Source organism: Pleionea sp. CnH1-48 (genome assembly GCF_024124665.1).
GTDB lineage: Bacteria > Pseudomonadota > Gammaproteobacteria > Enterobacterales > Kangiellaceae > JAMXSB01.
In genome coordinates, this window is sequence record NZ_JAMXSB010000003.1 from 259,282 (window position 1) to 283,867 (window position 24,586).

The 24,586-nt window shown below is 44.9% G+C and carries 17 protein-coding genes; 10 read left to right on the plus strand and 7 right to left on the minus strand.

Translation table 11 applies throughout. The annotated features are described in order from the left end of the window. Nucleotides 1–12: 12 nt before the first annotated feature. Nucleotides 13–1,803 (minus strand): M61 family metallopeptidase, encoded by a 1,791-nt coding sequence (locus NH399_RS06270; RefSeq protein ID WP_253037846.1) that lies wholly within the window; start codon nt 1,801–1,803, stop codon nt 13–15. A 142-nt stretch (nt 1,804–1,945) separates the two neighbouring features. Continuing rightward, nucleotides 1,946–2,731: a hypothetical protein gene (locus NH399_RS06275; RefSeq protein WP_253037847.1), complete on the minus strand. Its 786-nt coding sequence runs from the start codon at nt 2,729–2,731 to the stop codon at nt 1,946–1,948. 337 nt (nt 2,732–3,068) lie between these two features. Between NH399_RS06275 and NH399_RS06280 the strand changes: the two genes are divergently transcribed. The 8 genes from NH399_RS06280 to NH399_RS06315 all read left to right on the plus strand — a co-directional run bounded on the left by NH399_RS06280 (nt 3,069) and on the right by NH399_RS06315 (nt 13,280). After that, on the plus strand, nt 3,069–4,997 hold the full coding sequence (locus NH399_RS06280) for a methyl-accepting chemotaxis protein (protein WP_253037848.1): 1,929 nt from the start codon (nt 3,069–3,071) through the stop codon (nt 4,995–4,997). Nucleotides 4,998–5,152: 155 nt separating this feature from the next. Continuing rightward, nucleotides 5,153–6,184, plus strand: a complete 1,032-nt coding sequence (locus NH399_RS06285) for an AraC family transcriptional regulator (protein WP_253037849.1) — start codon at nt 5,153–5,155, stop codon at nt 6,182–6,184. A gap of 149 nt (nt 6,185–6,333) precedes the next feature. Beyond that, nucleotides 6,334–7,542: an acetyl-CoA C-acetyltransferase gene (locus tag NH399_RS06290; RefSeq protein ID WP_253037850.1), complete on the plus strand. Its 1,209-nt coding sequence runs from the start codon at nt 6,334–6,336 to the stop codon at nt 7,540–7,542. Between the two features lie 21 nt (nt 7,543–7,563). After that, nucleotides 7,564–9,696 carry a 3-hydroxyacyl-CoA dehydrogenase NAD-binding domain-containing protein gene (locus NH399_RS06295; RefSeq protein ID WP_253037851.1) on the plus strand — a complete coding sequence of 711 codons (2,133 nt, stop codon included), beginning with the start codon at nt 7,564–7,566 and terminating at the stop codon, nt 9,694–9,696. A gap of 23 nt (nt 9,697–9,719) precedes the next feature. Continuing rightward, nucleotides 9,720–10,868 carry an acyl-CoA dehydrogenase family protein gene (locus NH399_RS06300; protein WP_253037852.1) on the plus strand — a complete coding sequence of 383 codons (1,149 nt, stop codon included), beginning with the start codon at nt 9,720–9,722 and terminating at the stop codon, nt 10,866–10,868. An 8-nt stretch (nt 10,869–10,876) separates the two neighbouring features. Then, entirely contained in the window at nt 10,877–12,061 is a 1,185-nt protein-coding gene (locus NH399_RS06305; RefSeq protein WP_253037853.1) for a CaiB/BaiF CoA-transferase family protein, read from the plus strand. 68 nt (nt 12,062–12,129) lie between these two features. After that, nucleotides 12,130–12,774, plus strand: coding sequence for a transglutaminase family protein (locus tag NH399_RS06310; RefSeq protein WP_253037854.1), 645 nt, complete (start codon nt 12,130–12,132; stop codon nt 12,772–12,774). A gap of 83 nt (nt 12,775–12,857) precedes the next feature. Then, entirely contained in the window at nt 12,858–13,280 is a 423-nt protein-coding gene (locus NH399_RS06315) for a hypothetical protein (protein WP_253037855.1), read from the plus strand. A gap of 54 nt (nt 13,281–13,334) precedes the next feature. Here NH399_RS06315 and NH399_RS06320 read toward each other — a convergent pair whose 3' ends face one another. From NH399_RS06320 to NH399_RS06330, 3 genes are all read right to left on the minus strand, one after another. Beyond that, a complete protein-coding gene (locus NH399_RS06320; protein ID WP_253037856.1) occupies nt 13,335–13,823 on the minus strand; it encodes a DUF4442 domain-containing protein in 489 nt (162 codons plus the stop codon). A gap of 126 nt (nt 13,824–13,949) precedes the next feature. Next, nucleotides 13,950–17,354 carry an exodeoxyribonuclease V subunit beta gene (locus tag NH399_RS06325; RefSeq protein ID WP_253037857.1) on the minus strand — a complete coding sequence of 1,135 codons (3,405 nt, stop codon included), beginning with the start codon at nt 17,352–17,354 and terminating at the stop codon, nt 13,950–13,952. Then, complete coding sequence (locus NH399_RS06330) at nt 17,351–19,993, minus strand: PD-(D/E)XK nuclease family protein (RefSeq protein ID WP_253037858.1); 2,643 nt, start codon at nt 19,991–19,993, stop codon at nt 17,351–17,353. The genes NH399_RS06325 and NH399_RS06330 overlap by 4 nt, the downstream gene beginning before the upstream one ends. A gap of 539 nt (nt 19,994–20,532) precedes the next feature. Here NH399_RS06330 and NH399_RS06335 point away from each other — a divergent pair. Then, the gene (locus tag NH399_RS06335) at nt 20,533–22,077 is read left to right on the plus strand and encodes a bifunctional diguanylate cyclase/phosphodiesterase (RefSeq protein ID WP_253037859.1); all 1,545 of its coding nucleotides are present in this window, start codon (nt 20,533–20,535) and stop codon (nt 22,075–22,077) included. A 55-nt stretch (nt 22,078–22,132) separates the two neighbouring features. Here the strand turns inward: NH399_RS06335 and NH399_RS06340 are convergent, their stop codons facing one another. Next, nucleotides 22,133–23,122 carry a YhdH/YhfP family quinone oxidoreductase gene (locus tag NH399_RS06340; RefSeq protein ID WP_253037860.1) on the minus strand — a complete coding sequence of 330 codons (990 nt, stop codon included), beginning with the start codon at nt 23,120–23,122 and terminating at the stop codon, nt 22,133–22,135. A gap of 92 nt (nt 23,123–23,214) precedes the next feature. Continuing rightward, nucleotides 23,215–23,826 carry an alpha-ketoglutarate-dependent dioxygenase AlkB gene (locus NH399_RS06345; RefSeq protein ID WP_253037861.1) on the minus strand — a complete coding sequence of 204 codons (612 nt, stop codon included), beginning with the start codon at nt 23,824–23,826 and terminating at the stop codon, nt 23,215–23,217. A gap of 79 nt (nt 23,827–23,905) precedes the next feature. On the opposite strand from NH399_RS06345, the gene NH399_RS06350 reads away from it, so the two are divergent. Continuing rightward, on the plus strand, nt 23,906–24,418 hold the full coding sequence (locus NH399_RS06350; RefSeq protein WP_253037862.1) for a TlpA disulfide reductase family protein: 513 nt from the start codon (nt 23,906–23,908) through the stop codon (nt 24,416–24,418). The last annotated feature ends 168 nt before the right edge of the window (nt 24,419–24,586 follow it).

Consider the following 24,586-nt stretch of genomic DNA (forward strand, 5'->3'; position numbering starts at 1 on the left):
CAACCTTATCATTTAACCTTTAGATGCCTTAGACTGATACTCATGTCCAGACCAAGACTTATAAACCGCCTTCTGCTGTTCAGTAGCTGACGACTTTTGTTTCACTTTTAACTTTTTGTACGGATTCTTTTCGATTTCCAACGACACCGACATGAGCTCATCACGACGGAAAATCGTCAACGACACCTCGCTGCCAACTTTCAGCTCGTTCAATTTTTTATTGGTGTTTGCCGCTGTTAAACGCATGTCATTCATAGCAACCAATATATCCCCTGCCGTCAGTCCTGCTTTCCAGGCGGGTGAGTTTTTCTTCACACGGGTCAATTGCATAGTTTGTTTATTGAAGCTAAATCCGGCATCCACTTTCTGTTTTGCCTCGTCTTCTACTACTAACTCAAGACCAGCAATATCAAGAAGCGCATCAATATCGATGTCTTTTGTGCCTTCAATGTATTGATTCCAGAATGCAGAAAAGTCATGCCCAGTGATTTCTTTCAGCAAGTCTTTTACATCTTGTGGCGTAAACCCTTTTTCTGTTGAAGGGAAGCGCTCGTACAACAAACGGTGCAAGTCATCATAAGACTTCTGATTGTTCGTCACTTTACGCATTTCGAAATCCAGCAACCATGACACCATAGAGCCTTGAGAATAGATATTCACACTAAAGTTACTGGTGTAATCAGCGCCTTTTTCGATCCATTTGTCAAAACTGGCTTCGGCGGCCGACATAGTGTCATTGCCCGGACGATTTTTGTATCTCTCAATATTTTTGGCGAGCTCTTTCAAGAACTCTTTTTGATTCATCACATCGGCTCGACGCGGCAATAATACGTGGTAATAGCTGGTAGAGCCTTCTGCCATCCACAAGAGTCGAGTATAGCCTTCTGCCTGGTAGTCATAAGGAACCAAACCCGCTGGACGATAAGCTTTAACATTCCAGGTATGCACAAACTCATGGGCCGCAGTCATCATAAAGTCCAGGTAATCACTGCGTTCATGAAACTTGTCGCGATGCTTCTGGATAATCGTTGAGTTCATGTGCTCCGTTGCACCACGAGGGCCGCTAGTCGCATGAACCATATAAACATAACGTTCAAAGGGATAGTTATTGCCCCAAATGTCAGCAGCGGCGGTATCCAGCTTCTTTAAATCTTCCACCATCTTTTTGCTGTCATAGTTGCCTTTACCCCAGATCACCAGTTCGTAATCGCGATCGGCAACAGAAAAGTGATGTTGTTCGTTAATGCCAACTTCAATAGGCGAGTCCACCAACACATCGTAATTAGGCGCATAAAAACGCTTTTTCGACAATGACTTCAAACCCGAGGATGCGCGCCATTTGCGCGGGGTTTTAAGAGACACTTCGAGAGGAGCCGCTCGAAACTGAGGGCTATACATAAAGACGGCGGACGCATCAAGAAACGCATGGGTATCGTCAATGTGACGGGTACGATTGCCCAACTGGTTAGCATAGACCTGATAACGGATAGAAAACGGCTTGCCTTGGGCAAACACTCGCCATTGGCTTTTATTGACCTTTTTCCATTTAAGCGCTTTTCCTTTGCTGGTCGCCTTAAAATGACGAATACCGTTCGCCAAATCCAGGATTTCATAACGTCCAGTGCGCCATGCTGGCAACATCACATCCAGATAGTCCCCCTCATAAGCGGGAAAACTCACTTTTACCTCAGCAAGATGATGTTCTGGCTGGGTCATCGTAATGGTATAGTGCACCTGTGGTTTATCAGCGTATGCAATACAGCATAAGAAAGATAAAGCTATATATATCAACCACTTATTCATTTATTTATCTCAATGCATCGATCAAAGCTGGCTATTTTACCAAATCGCAGGAAACTCACGCCAGTTTATATTTAGGCCAGATGATCTTTCTGCACTCACAATCCTTTGCAGCAAATGATTCCACTCCTGTCGTATCAGCTCCTCACAGCTGAACAACAAATAGAAATTGGGCGGTGTTTTCCTTAATAGCGCTGTCTCCAAGCTTATTGCGCCAGTACTGATACTCAATACCAATAAAGGTTTTGCCCGCATCGTTCCACAGCGCTTTACCTAAATCATAACGAAACTGAGGCTGCGCCAAAATCCAGTCACTGACCTCATTACCCAACTCGTCGGTGCGTTCACCGATATATTCCGCATGTCCAGTAATCTGAAAATCATGCTCACCCACAGAGAAAGGATAATTAAAGCTCACATCAATCATATAGCTGTCATCTTGAATAGGCGCACCACCGTCGTTTACCCCCTCACTGTCATCAATATAGGCAGTAAAATCGGTATTTAGGTAAGCAAACCCCTCTATGTTCCAAGAAAAACGAATACCTGGTAAATATTTGGTGACGCTAGAATCTGCGGCAAAATTGAACCCCATAATAGGTCCCCAATCAGCCAACCATTCACCGGGCTGACGTCCGCTCATCTTGTTCATACTCAGATTGGTATACCATTCGCCGTACCAATCTTGATCATTGAAGCCATCAGGACGATTATCATCGATACGATCAACAAAGAAAAAATTGCCACCATACTTCCAACCACTGGCATGCTGAAAAGTAATAATGGATGTATCCGCCTCAACGCCTCCGGCAAAAGAAAGTGCTTTTAGCTTACCGTATTGAAAATGGATTTCTGTATTGCTCCATTCAGCAGAGGACGCCGAAATGGATGCCAATGCAATGACACCTAACGCAATCTTGGAAGTACGCATAACCTTTGCCCTTTTATTTATTGTTGGGTGACCAAGCGCGCTCAATACTATAAAAAACAATATCTTGGCTTTCATATTTCGCGCTAAGTCATAGAAAATTTAGTTCAAGGGTGATGGTTAAGCAAGTCAGTAGCGGCCACTCCAAGTTTCTCTTAAGTTGCCAATTTCATTTCCGATAACCTAGATAAATCACCGTAAATCGCGGCATGAGAGTAAACAAACTTAAAACTCGGCAACAAGCGGACACTTTATTAATTCAAGATATTGACTAATATTAATTTAAATCAATGACCTATCGCTTTAAGCTCGATTTTATCCGAAAAAGAGAAAGACACTAATGAATGCTTGGCAATCACTCAGTATCAAACATAAGCTCACTCTGGCCATAGGTGGCTCGCTCTTCTTGAGCATCATCATCTCAACCATCATATCGAATAGCTTGATGCGTACTACGGCTCAAACTCAAATTGAACAAAATGATTTACCGCAAATTCTGTCCAGTATCGCCAGTCAACTCGAGTTAGAAATATCTATCCCACTCAATACCGCTTCACAAATGGCAAACAACACCTATGTCAATGATTGGTTAGCCAATGGCGAAGTGGCTTCTGGACAAAATAAAGTTCAAGCCTATTTAAATCATGTCAAAGAGACATCTCAGTCCAGTTTTGCGTTTTTAATCTCGGCCAATAGTGGACACTACTTTTCGGCACAAGGGCTCGAAAGAACTTTGAGTCGAGATCGTGAGCGCGATCAGTGGTTTTACAATTTTTTGAACAGCGGTAAAACTTACGAAATGACTTTAGACATTGATGAAACATCGGGCGCTTACACGCTGTTTATTAACTACCTGACTCACAATAAACAAGCTGTGACCGGAATCGGAATCAAAGTCACTCAACTATCTAACTTAATTCGTTCTTATCGCATTGGCGAAAAAGGCAAGGTGTTTTTGATTGATAATGAAGGCTTGGTGAAAGTTCATTCCAACTCTTCTTTCGTTGGAAAAAAGAACATCAGAGATATGGGGTATCAAGGATTAGACACAACCAAGTTGCTATCAAAGTCAGGAACAAACGTTATTGAAGTGTCTGGAGAAACCGACCTATTTATGGCATCAAAAAACTTCCCGTCTCTAGACTGGTTTGTGATCGCAGAAATTCCTAAAAAACAAGTGTTCGCACAAGTGAACGCGACCTCGCAAAAAGTGATTATTGTCAACATTTTAGTCGCCACCCTGTTCCTATTTTTAGCGACTCTATTGGCGCGATCTATGGCTAAGCCTATTGTACGCACTTCTGAAATGCTGGATGCAATTTCCAGAGGAGATGCCGACTTATCAAAAACATTAGATGTAGAAAGCAAAGACGAAATAGGCCAGTTAGCCATAGCCTTTAACCGCTTTGTTAATAAAATGCGCGATCTGGTTGTTAATATGACCAGCACCGCAAGAGAAGTCGAATCAACCACCCAGCAAGTACAAGTGCTTGCAGAAACCACACAAACCAACACCGATACTCAAATGGCCAGTGTTGACTCGGTTGCCACGGCTATCACCGAAATGGGCGCAACGGTACAAGAGATAGCTCGTAATGCAGCGGATACTGCCAGAGCATCCAGCTCATCTGCTAGCGAAGCAACCGACAGTCAGTCCGTTGTAGAATCGACACTTAATAACATTAATATTTTAAATACTGACATCAAAGATGCAGCGCAGGTTATTGAAACCCTGGCACAAGATGTTGGACAAATCAGTAATGTTTTGGAAGTCATTCGCTCTATTTCAGAACAAACCAACTTACTCGCGTTAAACGCAGCTATTGAGGCTGCTCGAGCAGGTGAGCAAGGTCGAGGATTCGCTGTAGTCGCCGACGAAGTAAGAACACTCGCTAGTCGAACTCACGAGTCCACGGAAGAAATCAGTAGCATGATAGACAAGTTACAACACGGTGCCAGTGATGCTGTGCAAGCAATGGAAGTCGGTATTGGTCGTGTAGAGCAAGCGGTACAAGGCGCTAATTCGACAGGGACTTCACTGACAGCCATTACGGGATCGGTTCAATCTATTTCTGATATGAGCTTGCAGGTTGCCACAGCAACCGAAGAACAAAGTACCGTGGTCGAAGATCTTAACCAACACATCACCGCCATCAATAACAAAACCATCGAAACCGCCGATGCCGCACGCCAAACGAATGAGTCTTGCGACATTCTTTATGAAAGTGTGACTTCGCTGAACTCTCTTGTGAGTAGCTTTAAAACATAAACCATGTTTTCGTGTATCTGGAATCCAACCAGATACGCGCTCTATTTCTGACGCCAGCCAGTCATATCTTATCTCCTGACTTAAACACTTCGATTGACAGCTAACGCTGTTGTTAGAAATAATAACTAAGCCGTTTTCTACCTATAACCATCTTGATGATTGAATCACTCACCATATCCAACGCTTATGTCAAAGGCCTTCTGTGCGGCGCTCGAGCACACCAGCTCAACTATCAAGACTGGCTGGCCGAGCTAAATATCGAAGAAGCCGCTCTGGATCAAGTCAATGATGCCTTAACCATGGATCAGTTTTCTTGGCTAATGCGCCAGATATGGAACACTCTTGAAGATGAGTCTGCAGGTTTTACCCGCAAACCTCTAAGAGTCGGCACCTTTAAAATGATGTGTCATATTGCCGTTCACTGTGGTCAACTTGGCAAAGCGCTTAATAAAATTGCTGAGTTTTTCTGTCTGCTCAGCGACGAGTTTCAATGGAATCTGACTATCGAAGGTGAGCAAGGTATTTTTACTTTGAAGCATCAACCTCGTGACGACATCAGCAATGATTATTTTCAATTGAGTACCAGTGTCATTCTGCTACGTTGGTCGTCCTGGTTAATCGACTCTCCTATTTTGTTGAGCCACGTTAATCTTAACTTCCCTGCCAGCGCCTTTGATGCGGATCTGAGCGAGCTCTTCCAGGCTCCTGTTTATTGTGATCAAGCAGACACCCAACTGATCATTCCGCGCCGATATTTGCAGCAATCCATTCGACAAAACCAACAAACTCTGGCTCCCTTTTTAACCAATGCGCCGGAGAATCTACTCACGCATTTTCGCCAGAACACTAGCCTGTCCGCACAAGTACGGCAACACCTTGAGCATGAAGAAGAGTTGGAGCAAGCCACCATGGAGAAAATTGCCGAACACTTTGGTATCGGTAAACAAACCCTCGCACGACGTCTAAAAAAAGAAGGCCATCCTTTTCAGGAAATAAAAGACAAAGTCCGCAAAACCAAAGCCATTCACCTGCTACTAACCACCAATATTGCCACCAGCGACATTACTCAAGAATTGGGGTTTTCTGAATCATCGGTTTTTTATCGTACCTTCAAAAAGTGGACAGGATTAACGCCTGGCGAATATCGCCAACGCTATCAGTTCACTCGCTCGGTCTCATCTGACTGACCAGAACCTCAACATGTCCCACAATAGCCTCTGGTATCACAGGCCCCAATAATTGATACTTTTAGTCACTCATAGTGACGATTTATATCATTTTTTCCCTACTCCAGATTCTTTAAAGTGGGCTTAACCTCTTTATTCTGGAGTCACTCATGACGCAAGACGCTCTTATTTTTGACGCTATACGCACCCCTCGAGGGCGCGGCAAAGCCAACGGCAAACTGCATGAAGTCAAACCGGTTACCTTGGTCGCCCAACTACTGTCCAGTTTGCAACAACGTCAGTCTTTCGAAACTCAATCCGTTGATGACATTCTACTGGGATGTGTGACCCAGATTGGCGATCAGGGCGCCGACATTGCTAAAACAGCCGCCCTGGTCGCAGGCTGGGATGACAATGTTGCCGGTGTCACATTGAATCGCTTTTGCGCCTCGGGTCTTGAGGCCGTCAATATGGCCGCCATGAAAGTGCGCTCAGGCTGGGAACAGTTAGTCGTCGCTGGTGGAGTTGAGTCTATGTCACGAGTACCAATGGGCAGTGATGGCGGCGCCTGGGCACTGGACCCAGAAACCAATTTGACGGCTGGTTTTATGCCACAGGGTATTGGTGCCGATCTGATTGCAACCCTCGAAGGTTTCTCGCGCCAGCAAGTCGATGAGTTTGCCGCCCATTCTCATCAAAAAGCCACCAAGGCAATCGCGGCGAACGCTTTCGAATCCTCCATTATTCCAACCGTCGATCAAAATGGTCTCACTCTGCTAAACCATGATGAGTTAGTTCGTCCTGATTGTTCCGTTGAAGGGCTAAGCCAACTAAAAGCCTCTTTTAAACAAATGGGAGAAATGGGTTTTGACAGCGTTGCCAAAGAAAAATATCACTGGATAGAACGCATTAACCACGTTCATTCACCGGGCAACTCATCGGGCATAGTCGATGGTGCCGCTCTGGTGTTGATAGGCAGCCAAGCCATGGCCGACCAATACGGCTTAACACCACGAGCGAGAGTACTCTCTACAGCCTTAGTTGGAACCGATCCCACCATTATGTTAACGGGTCCGACACCCGCCGCACAAAAAGCTTTAGCGCTGGCTAACCTAACTGTAGATGATATTGATCTATTTGAAGTGAATGAAGCTTTCGCTGCTGTGGTGATGAAGTTCCAGAAAGATCTAAATATTCCCGCCGAAAAAATCAACGTCAACGGTGGCTCTATTGCGATGGGGCATCCACTGGGAGCAACGGGAGCCATGCTCATTGGAACGTTACTCGACGAACTCGAGACTCGTGATCTCAAACGAGGACTTGTCACACTCTGTGTGGGTGGTGGCATGGGTATCGCCACCATTATCGAACGCGTGTAAAGCATTCAAGGAGCTTTGATCATGACTGCTATTGTAATCGAAAGAGATGAACATAATATTCTTCACCTCATTCTGGATAAGCCAGATTCAACAACCAATCTGATGGATACCGCCTTTGCTGATGACTTCGCCGCAACGGTAAAACAGTTACAAGAAGAAGACTACAACGGAATTATTATTCGTTCGGCCAAGCCAACATTTTTTGCTGGAGGCGACTTAAAACAACTCAGCCAGACGCAACCAGAAGATGCCGACGCTTTATTTAATATGTTGTCCTCTATTAAAGCCAGTATGCGTTGGCTAGAAACTCAAGGCAAACCTGTGGTTGCCTGTATTAATGGTGCCGCGTTAGGTGGCGGTTGGGAAATGGCGCTCTGTTGTCATTATCGTATAGCGGTGAATCAACCCACCACACAGCTAGGCTTGCCCGAAGTGACGCTCGGTTTATTACCGGGTGCTGGCGGCACTGTCCGTAGCGTACGTTTGTTAGGGCTGGAAGTCGCTTTACCTTTACTTACAGAAGGCAAACTTTTCAAAGTTGAGAAAGCCTTACAACTAGGCCTGCTTCATGCAACAGTAGAAGAACAAGCCGATCTTGTTCCTGCTGCTGTTCAATGGATTCAACAACAAAAAGAAGCACGACAGCCTTGGGATCAAAAAGGCTATCGCCTGCCTGGCGGAACCCCTTCACAACCCAAGCTCGCACAGAAGCTACCGATTGTGCCTGCCATTTTAAAAGAAAAAACTCGCGGTGCTTTACCCGCTCCCGAAGCCATTCTCAGTACCATGGTCGAAGGCGCACAAGTGGATTTCGATACCGCTTGCCGCATTGAATCCCGTTACTTTGTGCAACTTGCCTGCGGACAAATTGCCAAGAACTTAATTAATACCTTCTGGTTTCAGCTCAATGAAATTAAAGCAGGAGTGGGCCGACCACAAAATGTTCCCACTCAAAAGATAGTCAAAGTCGGTATCCTGGGCGCAGGAATGATGGGTGCAGGCATTGCCTATTCTGCCGCATCTGCTGGTGTATCCGTTGTATTAAAAGATCGTTCACAAGAGCTGGCGGAAAAAGGCAAAGATTACTCACGCAAACTACTGGCAAAACGACTCGCGAAGGGTCGCTCGACGGATGTCAAAAACGAAACCATACTCAATCGAATTCAAACAACCGATAATACTCAAGACTTAGCCGACTGCGACCTGGTCATCGAAGCGGTTTTTGAAGATAGAGAATTGAAAGCCAAAGTTACACGCGAAACAGAAGCGGTACTGACAGCAGATGCCATCATCGCATCCAATACCTCGACTTTACCCATTACCGGATTGGCTACCGCAAGCGAGCGACAAGAAAACTTTATTGGCCTGCACTTCTTCTCACCCGTCGACAAAATGCCTTTGGTCGAAATTATTTGTGGCGAACGTACCAGCGAAGCAACACTGGCAAAAGCCTATGATTTCGTCTTACAGATCCGAAAAACGCCTATTATTGTAAAAGACGCTCGAGGCTTTTATACCTCACGAGTCTTTGGCACCTTTACCAACGAAGGCATGGCGATGCTAGAAGAAGGCATTCATCCCGCTTCTATAGAAAACGCAGCATGGCTAGCGGGCTTCCCTGTTGGGCCCTTAGCAGTGAGCGATGAAGTTTCACTGACTTTGTTAGAAAAAGTTCGCAACCAGACCCGCTTAGACCTAGGCCAAGATAAGGTAGCCGACATAGCCACTGACCGAGTGGTAACCACCATGAAAAATGCCGACCGACATGGGCGCGCTCATGGCAAAGGTTTTTACGATTATCCACAAGAGCCCGAGCAACGTAAGGCATTGTCGCCAGACTTAGCTGAACTATTCGAACTCGAGTCAAACGTGAGCAATGTTCACGATCTGAAAGATCGCCTGCTTTATATTATGGCACTCGAAACCGCGCGCAGTGTTGAAGAAGGTGTATTAAAAAATGCTCGCGATGCCAATATCGGCTCCATCTTTGGCTTAGGTTATCCTGCCTGGACAGGGGGAACCTTGCAGTTTATTAATCAAGTCGGCCTTAAGCAGTTTGTCACTCGAAGCCAAGCGTTAGCCGAGCAACTGGGAGAACGCTTTAGTCCACCTCAGTTATTGATTGATATGGCCGCTAACGAACAAACTTTTTAAAACATTATCCAAGGAACAAAACCATGATCCCAAGAACCGTTTATGAAAGTGAACACGAAATTTTCCGTGACAATGTACGCAAATTTTTAGAAGCCGAAGTGGTCCCCTATCATGCCGAGTGGGAAAAACAAGGTCAGGTTGATCGTGCACTTTGGACCAAAGCCGCACAACAAGGTTTTTTAGCTCCGACGATGCCAGAAGAGTACGGCGGTGTAGGCGCTGATTTTCGTTACAACGCCATCATTGATGAAGAGTTAGCAAGGCTGTCATTAAGCGGCGTAGGTTGGGGCTTGCACTCTGATATCGCAGTACCTTACATTCTTAATTATGGCTCCGAAGAACAAAAGAAAAAATACATTCCTCACTGTGTGAGTGGCGAAGTGGTGACCGCCATTGCAATGACAGAGCCAGGAACCGGTTCAGACTTGCAAGGAGTAAAAACAACCGCAGTGAAAGAAGGCGACCATTATATTTTGAATGGTTCTAAAACGTTTATCACTAACGGTCAGCACGCCAATCTTATTATTGTTGTTGCCAAAACGGACTCAAAAGCAGGCGCCAAAGGCATCAGCCTGTTTTTGGTGGATACTCACCTTGAGGGTTTTCAGCGTGGGCAAAATTTAGAAAAGATCGGAATGAAAGCGCAAGACACCTCAGAATTATTTTTTGATAATGTCAAAGTACCAGCAGATTGTTTGTTGGGAGAAGAAGGCAAAGGTTTTGTGTATCTAATGCAAGAATTGCCTCAGGAGCGTTTATCCGTTGCTGTTAACGCCATTGCAAACACCGAATCCATTTTGCTACAAACCATCGACTATGTAAAAGAGCGCCAGGCATTCGGCAAGCCCATTGCCGCTTTGCAAAATACACAATTCAAACTGGCCGAAGCCGATACCGAAGTCACCGCCGCTCGTGTTTTTATTGACAAGTGTTTAGAGCTACATGTTGATGGCAAGCTCGATATTCCAACAGCCGCCAAAGCCAAGTTACTGGCGACGGAACTGCAAGGCAAAGTACTCGACGAATGTCTGCAATTGCACGGTGGATATGGCTACATGTGGGAATACCCAGTGGCACGCGCTTTTGCTGATGCTCGAGTACAAAGAATCTATGCTGGTACCAGCGAGATCATGAAAGTCATCATTGCTCGTGCTTTATTAGAACAGGAATAATAACTCTCATGACCAGCGGACCTTTGAGACAGCTAAAAGTACTGGACTTTTCTACTCTGCTACCCGGCCCCTATGCCACCATGTTGCTGGCCGACATGGGTGCAGAGGTACTACGTATAGAGTCGCCCACGCGCAAAGATCTATTAAACGAACTGCCACCTCATGTAGGGAAACGTTCTGCCGCGCACTTGACCATTAACAGAAACAAAAAATCGCTAACACTGGATTTAAAAAACAGTGCCGCACCAGACATCGTGTTTCAGTTGATTCAATCTTATGATGTGGTTGTTGAGCAGTTTCGCCCAGGCGTCATGCAACGCCTGGGATTAGATTATGAAACCTTAAAAGCCGTGAACCCTGCTTTGATTTATTGTTCTATCACAGGCTACGGTCACACAGGTCCGCTAAAAGACAAAGCCGGTCATGATATTAATTATTTAGCCTTAAGCGGCTTAGCCAGCTATAGCGGCCGCAAAGAAACAGGCCCGGTGTTGTCAGGCACACAAGTCGCCGATATTGCCGGAGGATCTCATCATGCGGTCATGGCAATTATGGCCGCCTATATAGAAAGAACTCAAACAGGTACAGGGCAGTTTTTAGATATCAGTATGAGTGATGCTGCCTTGAGCTTAAACGCCATGTACAGTGCAGCGACGCTCGCCGTAGAACAAACGCCACAGTGTGGCCATGAATCATTAAACGGCGGACTTTTTTATGATTACTATGCCACCAAAGATGGTCGTTATTTTTCTGTCGGAGCTCTCGAACCACAATTTGTTATTGAGTTCTTTAGCAAAATAGGTCATCCCACCTGGGCACTCAGAGCAAAGAAGCCAGCTGGCAAACAAGATAAACTGAAAGCCGATATCGCCAAAACCTTTGCTAAAAAAACCTTCGCCGAATGGCAAGTGATTTTTGCCGACAGCGACTGTTGTGTCGAACCCGTTCTTAATCTGGATGAAGCCTTAAACCATCCACATTTTGAACAACGCAATATGCTACAAGACTGCACATTGGAGTCTGGCCAATCCATACGGCAGGTCGCTCCCGCTATCAAGTTTTCGCAACCGTTTAATGAATGTACCCCAGGACCGATTCCCGGCCAGCACAGTAGCGAAATATTGCAGCAATTAGGTTTTGAACAGAGCCATATTCAGCAGTTGATAAAAAACAAAGTCACGACTCAAGCCTAGGTATAGATACTGTCTATACCCAAAGCATAAAGCAACGGGTATATTTAGTGATTAACAGGAGTATTAATATGTTGTCTCCAGAAAACTCGCAGCGCTACCTTAAAGAAACTGATTTTTTTAATTTCAGTCACCCAGCGGTGCAGGAGTTAATCTCACAGGTTAAGGGTGATACCGATAGCGATAAAGCGGTTTCTATTTACTATCTGGTTCGCGATAGTATTCGATATAACCCTTATACCGTTGAGTCAGGTATAGCCAGTTTAAAAGCCAGCTTTGCTATCGAAAAAAAAGAAGGTTACTGCATTCCCAAATCTGCCTTGATGGTGGCCATGTGCCGCTATTTTAATATTCCTGCTCGCATTGGTCTGGCCGATGTAAAAAATCATCTGTCCTCTCCACGCATGGTTGAGTGGCTCGGTACTGATTACTTTGCCATGCACGGCTATGCTGACGTATGGCTCAATGATCGTTGGGTAAAGTCTACTCCCGTTTTTAATCGTGACTTATGTGAACGTTATAATGTAGAGACTCTAGAGTTTGACGGACAAAACGATGCGATTTTTCAAAGTAATTCTGACGATGGTACAGAGTACATGGAATACTTAAAAGAACATGGCACTTTTGACGACATTCCCGTTCAGTTTATTATTGAAGGCTTTAAGCAACACTATCCTCATCTTGTTAACTCATCCCTTGAAAAATTAACACAATAGATACACACTGAAAGGGTTGTTGTTTTCTAAACGGGATAAATATGAAAAGAGCTTATCGAAGGTTCATCATACTTAGTTTAATAGTGATAAATCTATTGCCCTGTAACGCGAATAATGCCTCGGGGTTGATGCCATTACTGCACTATTTAAATGCCATGTTGGACAACCAAAACTATAATTTTATTGTTTATGAAGAATTTGGTGGTGATGACTTCGTTCAGTTTGGTATTAATGACAATGGCAAGCTCTATATCGATATACCACAGGCCATTCTCAATAAAGAAGAATTAGCAAGGGCTCAGATTGTCTTCAAAAACTTTCGCATGACCCAACAAACAGAAACCTTTTATACGGAAGAAAAACAAGATGCGCAGTTTCTGGTTACCTGGCAAAAAGTGCTCGACTGGAATGATTTAAATACCGCACTGGATATTACCGAAGCCATGTTTAACGATGTTTTTGAAAGTGATGTGCGTTTGGGGCAAATAAAGGTGGGATATCAGTAACATTGAAAACCGTTGATCAGCCACTCTTAAGTAGCCGACCAACTAAAATACCCATTAACGCTTCTTAGGTATCCAGGCCCAGATCATTTCACATTCGATAGGCTCTTGCCCTTCTGAATCTGTAATGGTGACAGGTACGGTTACTTCACCTTTCTCGGTGTCATAAATGTTTTGGATCTGCTCAGGCGTCAATGTAGCCTCGGCACGCAAATCACCTTTCACACGTTTCAGGTAATCTACCTTCAGTGTTTTGATAACGGGAATACGGTCATCAGGAACATTCATTCCCACTACCATCCCCGTGGCTGTCTCGGCCAACAAAGCCATAGCCGCCGCGTGAATACCTTTGATGTGATTACGTACTTTACGTCGATTTTTTAATACAAAGATGCTTTTTTCTCGAGTAAGTAATTCGCACTTTACGCCTGCTGTGCCAATAAACTTAACCGTTGAGCCTAACGCAAAGCTTAATACCCACTTACGATACCAGGCTGGCTTGTTCTCTAACTTACTGACAATCGTGGCAAGTTGATTCTTTTTCATACAAATAATCCCCTAAACTGTATCCAGTGGGTCTATGCCCGTTATCTTCCACAGCACAGCGGTGTTGGCTGCATCTTGAAATTCTTTGGATAGGTAGTGGTTAACTATTAACTGGTCGGACCTATTCTAAAAACTTTCTGGGTACAAAGCCAGCTTTCCGTGAAAAGGAAAGTAAAGCCCGCAACGAATGGGCCGAGACTCAAGCTTTCGGTAGATATTCGCGTACTTCTTTAGCTGCAACCGATAACGCTCTAATTCATCGTCAATAAACTGATCCAGGCCGCCACCCTGGTGACGCCCGGTCTTGTAATCAATAATCCAGCGCACGCCGGATTCATCAACAAAGGTTCTATCAATCACAAAAGTGGCGAACTGATTGTTTTCTTTAATGGTTAAAGACTGCTCGCAGGCTTGCTCAGAATAGGAAGCCAATATCCAGCGTCCCTGATCATCCGATAAAGTGCGTTTTAACGCCTCACAACAGGCAGCAATCAACGCATCGATATCTTCATCAGCCACCATAGCCTGAACAAAATAGCGCCTCATGTGCCCCTTGCGGCGATAAATCTCCTCTTCACTCCACTGATCAAGGCCCTGCTCCGCCATCAACTGCAAATAGTAATGAATAAGTGAGCCCAGCAAAGGCGCATTCGGGCTGGCCCAGTCAAACTCGATATCAGGCTCTTCACTGGCCAAAGTATCACGATGCCACCATTCTGGTAGTGGCGACTCGGGCAGCATGGGTTCAATTGATGTATCCATTCGACGGAAACGTGGCTCAGTCACAGCGGTGTCAGAAATCTCTTCGTCTGCTTCCTGAAAGTCTTGAGCCAGGGTTTCGACCTCGGTTTGCACAACTGGCCAAAGTTGCTCCAGCAACGACCCGGCTGGCGGTTTACTCACTTTAACTTCGTCGTCTTTAACCGTCGCTTTGCTTTGTGCTAACAGAGTTAAAGATTTTTTCGCCCGTGTTGCAGCCACATAAAGTAGACGGCCGTTTTCATAAAAAGATTTTTTACGATGAATACGATCCAACAAGTGATAAATATTATCCTGCTGTGGCTGATGCACTTTCATCGGCGCGACCACAAAATTGTGTTGATATTCCGTTTCGGGTAGTTCCTGCCACAGGATCAATTGCGCGGCATCCCGTTGCGACATTTTCTCCAGATGAGGAATAATAACCACGTCGAACTCTAAGCCTTTCGACTTATGAATACTCATGATTTGCACAGGATTGTCTGCAACAGAAGCATCAGACTGTGAAAACAAACTGGCGATCATCTCATCAAGTTGAGCCACTTTGTTAATCGCTCCCCTTCCACTCCAATCCTGCAGTACCTGAAAAAACTGTTCGGCGTCGAGTAAATCTCTAGGCTCGCGATTCAATGACAAACCGCCCAGCGCTATCCAGGCAGACTTAACCAGATCACTCAATAGATGACGGTCAGCATTATCCACTTTGTCATGAATTCGACGATAAAAGTTTTCCAGACGTTGCATTTCATCAGCAGGCAGTGCGCTGTCTGCCAACAAAGTTACCATCGCAGATAACATCGACATGGGCTGCAAAGAGACAAGCTGATGAATCGAAGGCAAACTTAACCCACAGAATGGACTGCGTAACAATCCCACCCAGGCCAGCCGATCACTGGCATTAATCATAATGCGCGTTAAATTGCGTAAGTCTTGAATCATGGGTCGTTCATGCAGTCGTTCCATTTCAACGGCATGAACCGGAATACTTTTGTCTTTTAACTGCCGAATGATACTCTGAGCGTGGGCTTTGCCTCTTACCAACACTGCAATACTTTGTTCGGAATCGGCTGTTCTTTTTTGTTCAACGAGCTCAACTACGCGCCGCGATTGAAAATCAGCATCGACATTAAATACATGCTCATAATGAATGTCGCCACCGGTTTTATCCTCAATAAAATCGGCATGACTCACACTCACCGCGCCTAACATTCCATCTTCGTGTTGCGGGAATACTTTTTCAAAGGTGTTGTTAACCCACTGCACAATTTGGCTTTGAGAACGGAAGTTAGTGGTCAGGTTCAATGTATGAAGTGAAATTTCTCCCAATCCTTGCTGCCAACATTTTTGATACAGCCCTACATCCGCTTCACGGAAGCGATAAATGGATTGCATAGGATCACCCACCACAAACAATGTGCGACCATCGTCCGGAGTCCATCCTTGCGTTAAGAGTTTTAGCAGTTCATATTGACCATGAGAGGTGTCCTGAAACTCATCTACCAAAATATGTTGAATTTTATAATCCAACTTCATAGCCAACTCAGTCACTCCGACTTCATCGCTTAGAGCATGCTGGGCCGATTGTGACAGCTCAACAAAATCGACTTTGCCCTGCTGTTGAAACTCAACGCGTAAAAAGGCAACCGCTAAACTTAAACAGACATTAAGCGATTGAATAATTTGCCACTGTTCGTCACTGTAGCGAGCATGAGGGAGCTGCAATGTTTGCCCAAGCATAGATACAAAGTCAGGATAGTTTTCTAACTCGAGGCATAATTCTTTAAGCTTGCTTTTTTGCTCTTTTAATTTTTCTGAAAGCTCTTTATCTTTCTTTACCGCAGAAGGCGCTCGAATACCTTGCTTAGCAGTAAAACTGCGACGGACACCGCCATCTTGTTTAAGCAAGAAACTGGCTAACGCTTGCCATCTCTCGAGCTCTTCATCTTGCTCCCCTGGCCAACGATTATCTTGCGCTAATATAACCAGTGGATGCTCAGCCTCTATCTCGGCATAGTGATCAACAATATCCTGAAACAAGGTAAACAGTTCATAGCCTAGCTGCATGGGAGCAGCCTGAGCCAATTGCCCTAACTCAGCGCCTACCAATTGGGCTAAAGCACCTTCGAGAATGTCTTGATTCAGCAATTTTTGGTCGGTATAAAAATGACGCATCCATTGATCGCGCCTTGCTAGCATGGACGCTACTAGACTCACCAACCAATCAACTCGATTATCCAGATAGCGCAACAATACCGCTAGATGTTCCACCTCTTCACTGTCATCAACTAATGACAATACATACTCGATAAAAGACTCGGCAGCTCGCAAATACAAAGCCTGAGCATTTTCTTCAATGCCTGGCTGCGCGCCAAAACGAGCCAGTAACGGCATTTGCTTAACAACAGAAGCACAAAAGCTGTCAATGGTTTGTATTCTTAGACGCTTGGGATTATCGATGATTTGCCAAAGCTTTTCTTGATCGCGAGCCAATGCTTTTTGCGCCAGACGCCAGGTATTTTTTTCGTGCTCAGCTTCAGGCTCCGGTTGATGTCCTGCTTCTAAAGCTTCGATGATTCGCTGTTGCATTTCGTTGGCGGCTTTACGCGTAAAGGTAATCGCCAGGATGTCTTCTGGCTGCTCTACAATGCTAAGCAGCGCTAAAAAACGCTGAGTAATTAAACCCGTTTTGCCTGACCCTGCGGGAGCCTGAACAATAAAAGAGCAATCGGTTCGTAGCGCTTCTTGACGTGCAAAGGCATCTTTTAAACTCATAAGGAAGCCTCCTGTGACTGCTCAACTTCATTAATACGGCACACAGAATCATAAGGACAAAAGTTACAAGCATTGAGTGTGCGCGCAGGCGTCACACTGGCCTCTCCATCTTGTATTTCTGTAATGGCGACATGGAGCTTTGATTCAACTTGTTGCAAAAAGTCATTCCAGGATTCAGGAGGATGAGCAACCCGTTGCTTATCGACGGTTTTCACTCCCGGTAGCCAGTCAGTTTCTTCTGTCACACCGGCAAAGCCGACTTCTCTTGGTTTTAGTCGAGCAAAGCAAAGGCCCCCCACATTATCTTTATCGGATAAGGCATACAAAGGTAGCTGCGCATCACCTAGACGCTCACTAAACCATAACGATGTTTTGGGACTTCCGGTTTTGTAATCCACAATAACCTTCTGGCCAGAGTCAATCTGATCGATGCGATCAATGCGTCCAGAAATGGTCATTCCCTGAATCTGAATATTAACAGCGGATTCTCTTTCTATTACTTGAAAGCCCGGTCGTTGTTTTTCTAATTCGAATAACTCAAGAATTACCTCTCGGCAACGATCGATTTCTAAACGCCGTTCAACTTTTGAATCACTGACCGAGTAATCGACCACGGATTGCAAGGTATCGTCAACCAGCCCCAACAAGTCTTCTTCACTCATCTGCAGTAAAGTACTTTGTCGTTGCAGTTGCTCCCAAAGAATTTGCAGTGCTTTGTGAACCGCATGCCCACGATCACGCGCATCAATACCTAAGCCTGATTGCTCTTGCTCTCGAATACCTAGACGAAATTCCATGTAAGCTTTAAAAGGGCATAAAAACTGCGCCTGAATAAAGCTACTGCCGCCTTTTAATAAAGACTCTTCGTATCGCCACCCTACACCATCATTGAACCATTCATAGGGAATTTCATTAACACTTAACAGAGGCCGTGAGTCCACTTCTTTAGGTGACCAATGCTCAATCCACTCCGCAGTCAAACGACATGGGCCTAACTCTCGATCACCATCACCAGCAAAATAACTCATCACAACTTGTTCGCTACTCTGAGTTAAAGCCCCCAGCAAAGTTTTAGCATATTCTAATTCTCGCTCAGGGCCAGCACCCGGCATTTGATTTTGACGAACTAAAGACAAAGGTAAAAAAGAATTAGCCGCAGGTGCTTCGGGCAACACTTCATTGGATAAACCCGATATCCAAAGGCCATCAAAACGCAAGCCAACCGCTTCATATAATCCGAGAATTTGAATCGGCTCGCCAGCACTCTTAGCCTGAAAAACCTGTCCTTCTATTTGCCCTTCCAAAAATCGAATAACCGTTTTAAAAGAAGTCTCTGATTGCAAGTGATGGAGCTGACGCACCAACTTGATTTGCTCAACAAGTTGCTGATACAACTGATACTCAACACTGGATGATGTGGTATGTCCTGGCCATTGCCAACGTTGCAACCATTGTGTCATTTCAGCAGCCCAAAGTTCAGGGGCTAAAAGTGCTGATTCGTAATCCGTTTGCTCTACCAACTCTGTGAGTAATTCAATAAAGGTAGAAAGTTGCTCTGCCAACTTATGATGACTGAGCCAGTGCAAAAGATGTTTTAAAGTCCATTGCTGACGACGCATGTCTGGCAACTGATAAGCAAGAGAGCGACATAAGTTGCGCTCGTTAACCTGCATAAAAATAAAACTGCTTTTAAGCAGCTCAGCCAGTTCATCCTGTTCGATAGAACCAGCCATCAGCTTAAGCAAACACAATGTATGACGAACGAAAGGAAACTGGCGCAAAGGCACGCCCACAGAAATATTAAACAGGGGTACCTCAAGCAAAGGCAGAGATAAGGTTTCTGGATGCAGATGTTCTCGCAAAATAGCGGCGACGGTTTGCCTCTTTTTATCGAGATCAGGAACAACAACGGCAAATTGTCCGTCTGGTTTTCGCTCTAATTGTTCAAGCAACCAATCACAAATACCACGACACTCATCATCAAACTGGTTAAATTGTTGGCCGCCAAAACTGATGGCTTCAGCTGTCGGTAACGTATCGACAATAGAAGGAGCCGTCTCTGCTGCTCGCTTCATTAATGATTCTTGCGCTGGTGTTTTTTGGTGGAAACCAATAAAAGCGATGGATTGATGAGGCTCAATGGCCAGTTGCTGTGCCTTACTTGCTAACCAACCGTTGAGCTGCTGTTCGTCCAACCATCGATGTTGCTCTAATTGTTGTTCATAACTGTGAGCCCACTGGATAAAGGCTTCGTGATCCACCGACTCGGGCAGCACTTTGCTCAAAGGCAGTTGCCACTGTTGCAGTTGCTGCCAACCTTCATAAGCCTTGGCTGCGGTTTGCTGAGAACTGATTAACCAGTCAGCGTATTGACTCTGCTTAATGATCTCATCCCACAGCCATAAAGATTGAGCAGAGGTAAGTAATGTAGGCACTGATTGATGATAAGCGCACTGGTTTAATAGATAACGAGTCCAGGCAGACCAGGGAACAATTCTTGGACTAGGCCAGGCGGGTCGAGATTGCGACTGATATTCGTGGTATTCCTGTAACCAGAAACGGCTTTGGCGATTGCTGGCTGTCACCCAGATAGCATTGCCTTGTGCTAGTTTTTCGAATTCTGTTGCCAAGTCCAGCAAAAGTACAAACCTCTATTCTTTTAATTATGGCTGAAAGATATACCCGTCGCCTTTCTAAGTGCAGTGGTATTGGCTGCGCACTCCCCAATCACTTAGTCCATCTAAGCTCAGGGGATTCGCTTGCTGGCGACCTACCTGCACCTTGAAATACTTAGGGAATAGGATTATCTATCCGTCATTTTAACGCGCTTTTTTCCGTTAGCCTAACTCTCTAGCGCCCAGTGTTATTGCAATCAGTATGGATCACCACGTTTGAGTTTAGCAATGCAGCAATCTCAATTTTGCAATATTCAAAATTATCTCACTAAACGCAAGTAAGTTTCTGTTTTTTTTATTGATTGGCAATTCAAGATAAATTTACTTAAAAAACCATTAACAGAGTCAGCCTTCGGTGTTAGTCTTTGTGCTCAATTGTTGCTCAAGTCTGTTTTTTGAAAATAATAACTCAAAGATAAATAGACTATAAAAATACATAAAGTAGCTCAGAGCACACCTCTTTTAGATTTTGGCACAAAAAATGTTAAGAGATTAAGAGTTACATGAGATATCAGCAGGACTCGATGGATACTCAAGATAGCACGCTATTGCCTCTATTAAAGCAGTTGGAAGCTCAACTTATCTCTCACTCGGCACAGCCGGGAGGAGTTGACTACCATCAACTGGTGCTGAATCTCATTCGTCAGAACATTACGCTTAAAGCTGAGCTAGAAAAGCGCAATCACCTCAAAGACAGCGAAGTACTCGATATTGCTCCGCCTCAAATCGATCCGCTCACTCAGCTACCTAATCGAGACTTTCTGGCGCAGATGGTGGTGCAATCCATAAACCGAGCACAGCGACATAAAACTCAATTTGCCTTGATCTTTATTGATATAGATCACTTTAAAACCATTAATGATACTCATGGCCATAGTACGGGCGATGCACTGCTTAAAGCCTTGACAGAACGTATTACCCACTCCCTGCGTCAGTGTGACTTGCTGTGTCGACTCGCTGGTGATGAGTTTTGTCTGATTGCCGAAGACATCGAACATCCTAATGCTATTTTTCGTATCTTAAATTCTATTCGTCAGTCAGTGACCGAGCCCTTTGTACTGAAAGAGTTAACCTTAACCATTACATTGAGCATGGGAGTGAGCCTATACCCTACTGACGGCGAAAACTTTGACGAGCTACTTCACTTTGCCGATCTGGCAATGTATGAAGCTAAACGAGCGGGCCGTAACTGCTCACAGATATTTACGCCAGAAATTGCCCAACAGCTGCACAAAATGTCAGAACAACAGCAGGCACTGACAGAATCATTGTGTATGAATCAATTGCAGTTTCACTTTCATCCCGAATTAAATCTGGGCAGCGGCGATGTGTGCGCCGTACGCCAGATAGGCAGCTTGCCTAAAGTAGAATTAGCGACAGAAGCGGCACTTTACGAAACGGCAAAACGAAGCCATCAACTGAGCCGTTTGAATATAGAGTTGATTAAGTGCGCTTTCGGTCAATTAAAGCATTGGCAATCGCTCGCAACCAACGTCCCTCGAATCGTCATTCCCCTCTACAAAGATTTGCTGTGCTCCGACTATTGCACAGCCCTGATCACCGAGTTGCTCACCACCCATGATCTTCAAGGAGCAATGTTAGAATTCGAAATCGAAGAAAATGATTTGTATGCCATGAACGACATTGGCTATCAAACCTTATCAAAACTTCACGACATGGGTTGCAAAGTCAGCTTGATCAACTTTGGTATTGGTCCATCATCCTTTCAACTATTGTCATCAGGCAAAATCCACAAAATCAAAATTGATAGCTCATTAGTTGCCGAACTTAAAAAAGACAATGGCTGTCACTTAATGATGGATGCCATCATCCAGCTAACAGGTAAACTGAACATTAAAACCGTAGCGCTGGATGTCACCTCAATTAATCAGGTGCGCTTACTAAAGAATCTTAACTGTGATGGTATTCGAGGAGAGTTTTATTGCGCTCCATTAACATCCGAGCAATTCGAAAAAACCTTGATGAACCTTGATCGTCAAAAGCAGTTATCTGAACCATCCTCTTTTATCAATCAAAGTATTGCTTGAGCACAGAGCGAACTTTGAGTCATCCATATCATGACGACTCAAAGCGATTGTGAGTTTACTGACAATCAATAACGATACGGCCACTCAATCGGCGATCTAATAAATCATCAAACACACGAGAAACATCTTTTAATGGCACCACTTCGGTAATAATCTCGTCCAGGTGTTGCGGCTTAAATTCATTTCCCATACGTTGCCAGATTTGTCGGCGCAACGGCATAGGACAATTGGTTGACGATACACCTAACAAACTGACACCACGCAATATAAATGGGAAAACAGTCGCCTCAAGTTCATGACTCAACGCCATACCAATGCTGGCAACATTGCCCCATAAATTAACGTGGGCAATCAGCTTTGAAAGAACCTCACCACCGACATTATCAATCACGCCGCCAAAGCGAGCTTTTTCTAATGGTCGCGAGCCTAACATGAGCTGTTCAACGGTCATCACTTCATTGGCACCCAGGCGAGTTAAAAACTCTCGGTAGTTTTCTCGTCCCGATACGGCCACTACCTCAAACCCATTGTTTGATAATATATCAACGGCAATGCTGCCAACGCCGCCACTGGCTCCCGTCACAACAATAGGGCCTTTGTCGGGCGTTTGATTATTTTCTTGCATGCGGTGTAATGCTAACGCGGCAGTAAATCCTGCGGTCCCTAACGCCATGGCCGACTTGGCGTCCAATCCCTCTGGCATGGGAATCACCCAATCACTTTGAACACGGGCATATTGCGACAGACCACCATCAAACTGCTCACCAATACCACAGCCATTAACCAGAACCATTTGTCCGGGTTTAAACTCACTGTTTTCTGACGATACAATTTCGCCCGCTAAATCAATACCGCTGTTGAGTGGAAACTGTTTTAAAATTTTGCCACGACCTGTAGCACCTAGAGCATCTTTGTAATTAACACTGGAATAGTGAACACGGATCACCGTGTCTCCAGCAGTTAAATCTTCTATCTCTAAATCATCGACCAGGCGATGTGCGACTTGACCCTCTTCATTGAATGTACGGCAAGCTAAAAAACCCATAAGTATTTTCTCTTTATTGGTCATCAATGGAATGGCACTCTACTCTGCGCAAGTGACAGGCGCAAGCCAAAATCTCAGCAATAGAAATGCATTTAGGCGATAATGTGACGGAAGGTAAGGTTAATTCTTGGCTGATCAATTTTTAGCTGTTTCGGCACCTGATGTTGCCAGTGTTGTTGAAAGCTCCCTTTCATCACAATGAGCTGTCCACTGTGCAAAGGGATACGATGTTTTTCACCAGTGCGTTTGTTACGAACATCAAAGAATCGACTTTGCCCCAGCGACAAGGATGCAATCACAGGCGCATCTCCCAACTCAGGTTCATCATCACTATGCCACCCCATACTGTCTTTGCCATGACGATATAGATTACATAACACGCTATTAAATGATTGCTGTAATGATGTTTGTAATAATTCGCGCAACTGTAACAATGGCTGAGCCCATGGCAAAGGTTGATGCATTTTTCCTGAATAGGTATAGGTTGCATCTTTGTCACCGTACCAGGCGACCAGACGCGGAACGGTAACCTCACGGCCATACATTGTTAACACTTCTTGTTGCCAGTTTAGAGTTGACTGCAACTCGCCAAACATCGCATTGGCTTGATGGGCATCCAACCATTGAGGATAGGAGCATAACTCACCATCCTGCACTATGAGCTGCTGCTCACCTGGTTGTTCAAATAAGTCCATATTATTCATGTTAAGACCTGTTGACCTATTCGTAACATTTCTGCATCTCGGCTCTCGAATAGGTACAGTTTAAAAAAGAAGGCACTGTATGAGAACCGTTAAATATTTATCTTTAATCGTCTTGCTCCTAAGCACATTATCAACCAATGCAACAACAGCACCGAAAGCCGCCCCCTGGACATTGCAAACACTGGCGGGAAAATCCCTGTCTTTAAGCGATTTAAAAGGCAAACCCGTACTGATGGTATTTTGGGCAACCTGGTGTCCCTATTGTAAGAAGTTGCTACCCGGAATCGAACGCCTCCATCAAAAGTATGGGCCTCAAGGTTTGCAGGTGGTAGGGATCACGATTCGTGAAGACGGTGATCCGGCAGCTTACATGAAGCGATACGGTTATACCTTCACTGTTGCTCTGGATGGCGACGGTTTGATGAAAGCCTATCATGTGCCAGGAACACCAACCATCGCAGTGATAGATAAAGAGGGTTTCTGGCACGCTCATTTGCGCACCTCGGATCCCAACAGCACTGAGCTGGAGGATGCTGTTCGTACCAGTTTGGGGCTTGCTAAATTGCCTAAAAAAGCCGCTCCAGCGCAGTAGAGACGTCCGATTTCTTGGTATTTTTATAAAAAACGCTTGAATAAGGCTGAAATACATAAATTCCTGACTCAGTCAATCTTGTGCGTCACATCGTGACAGGTTATAAAGGGTCGTTTAGGGGCAGCAAGCCGCCTATGATGCGGCGCACAAGCATTATAATGACGATTA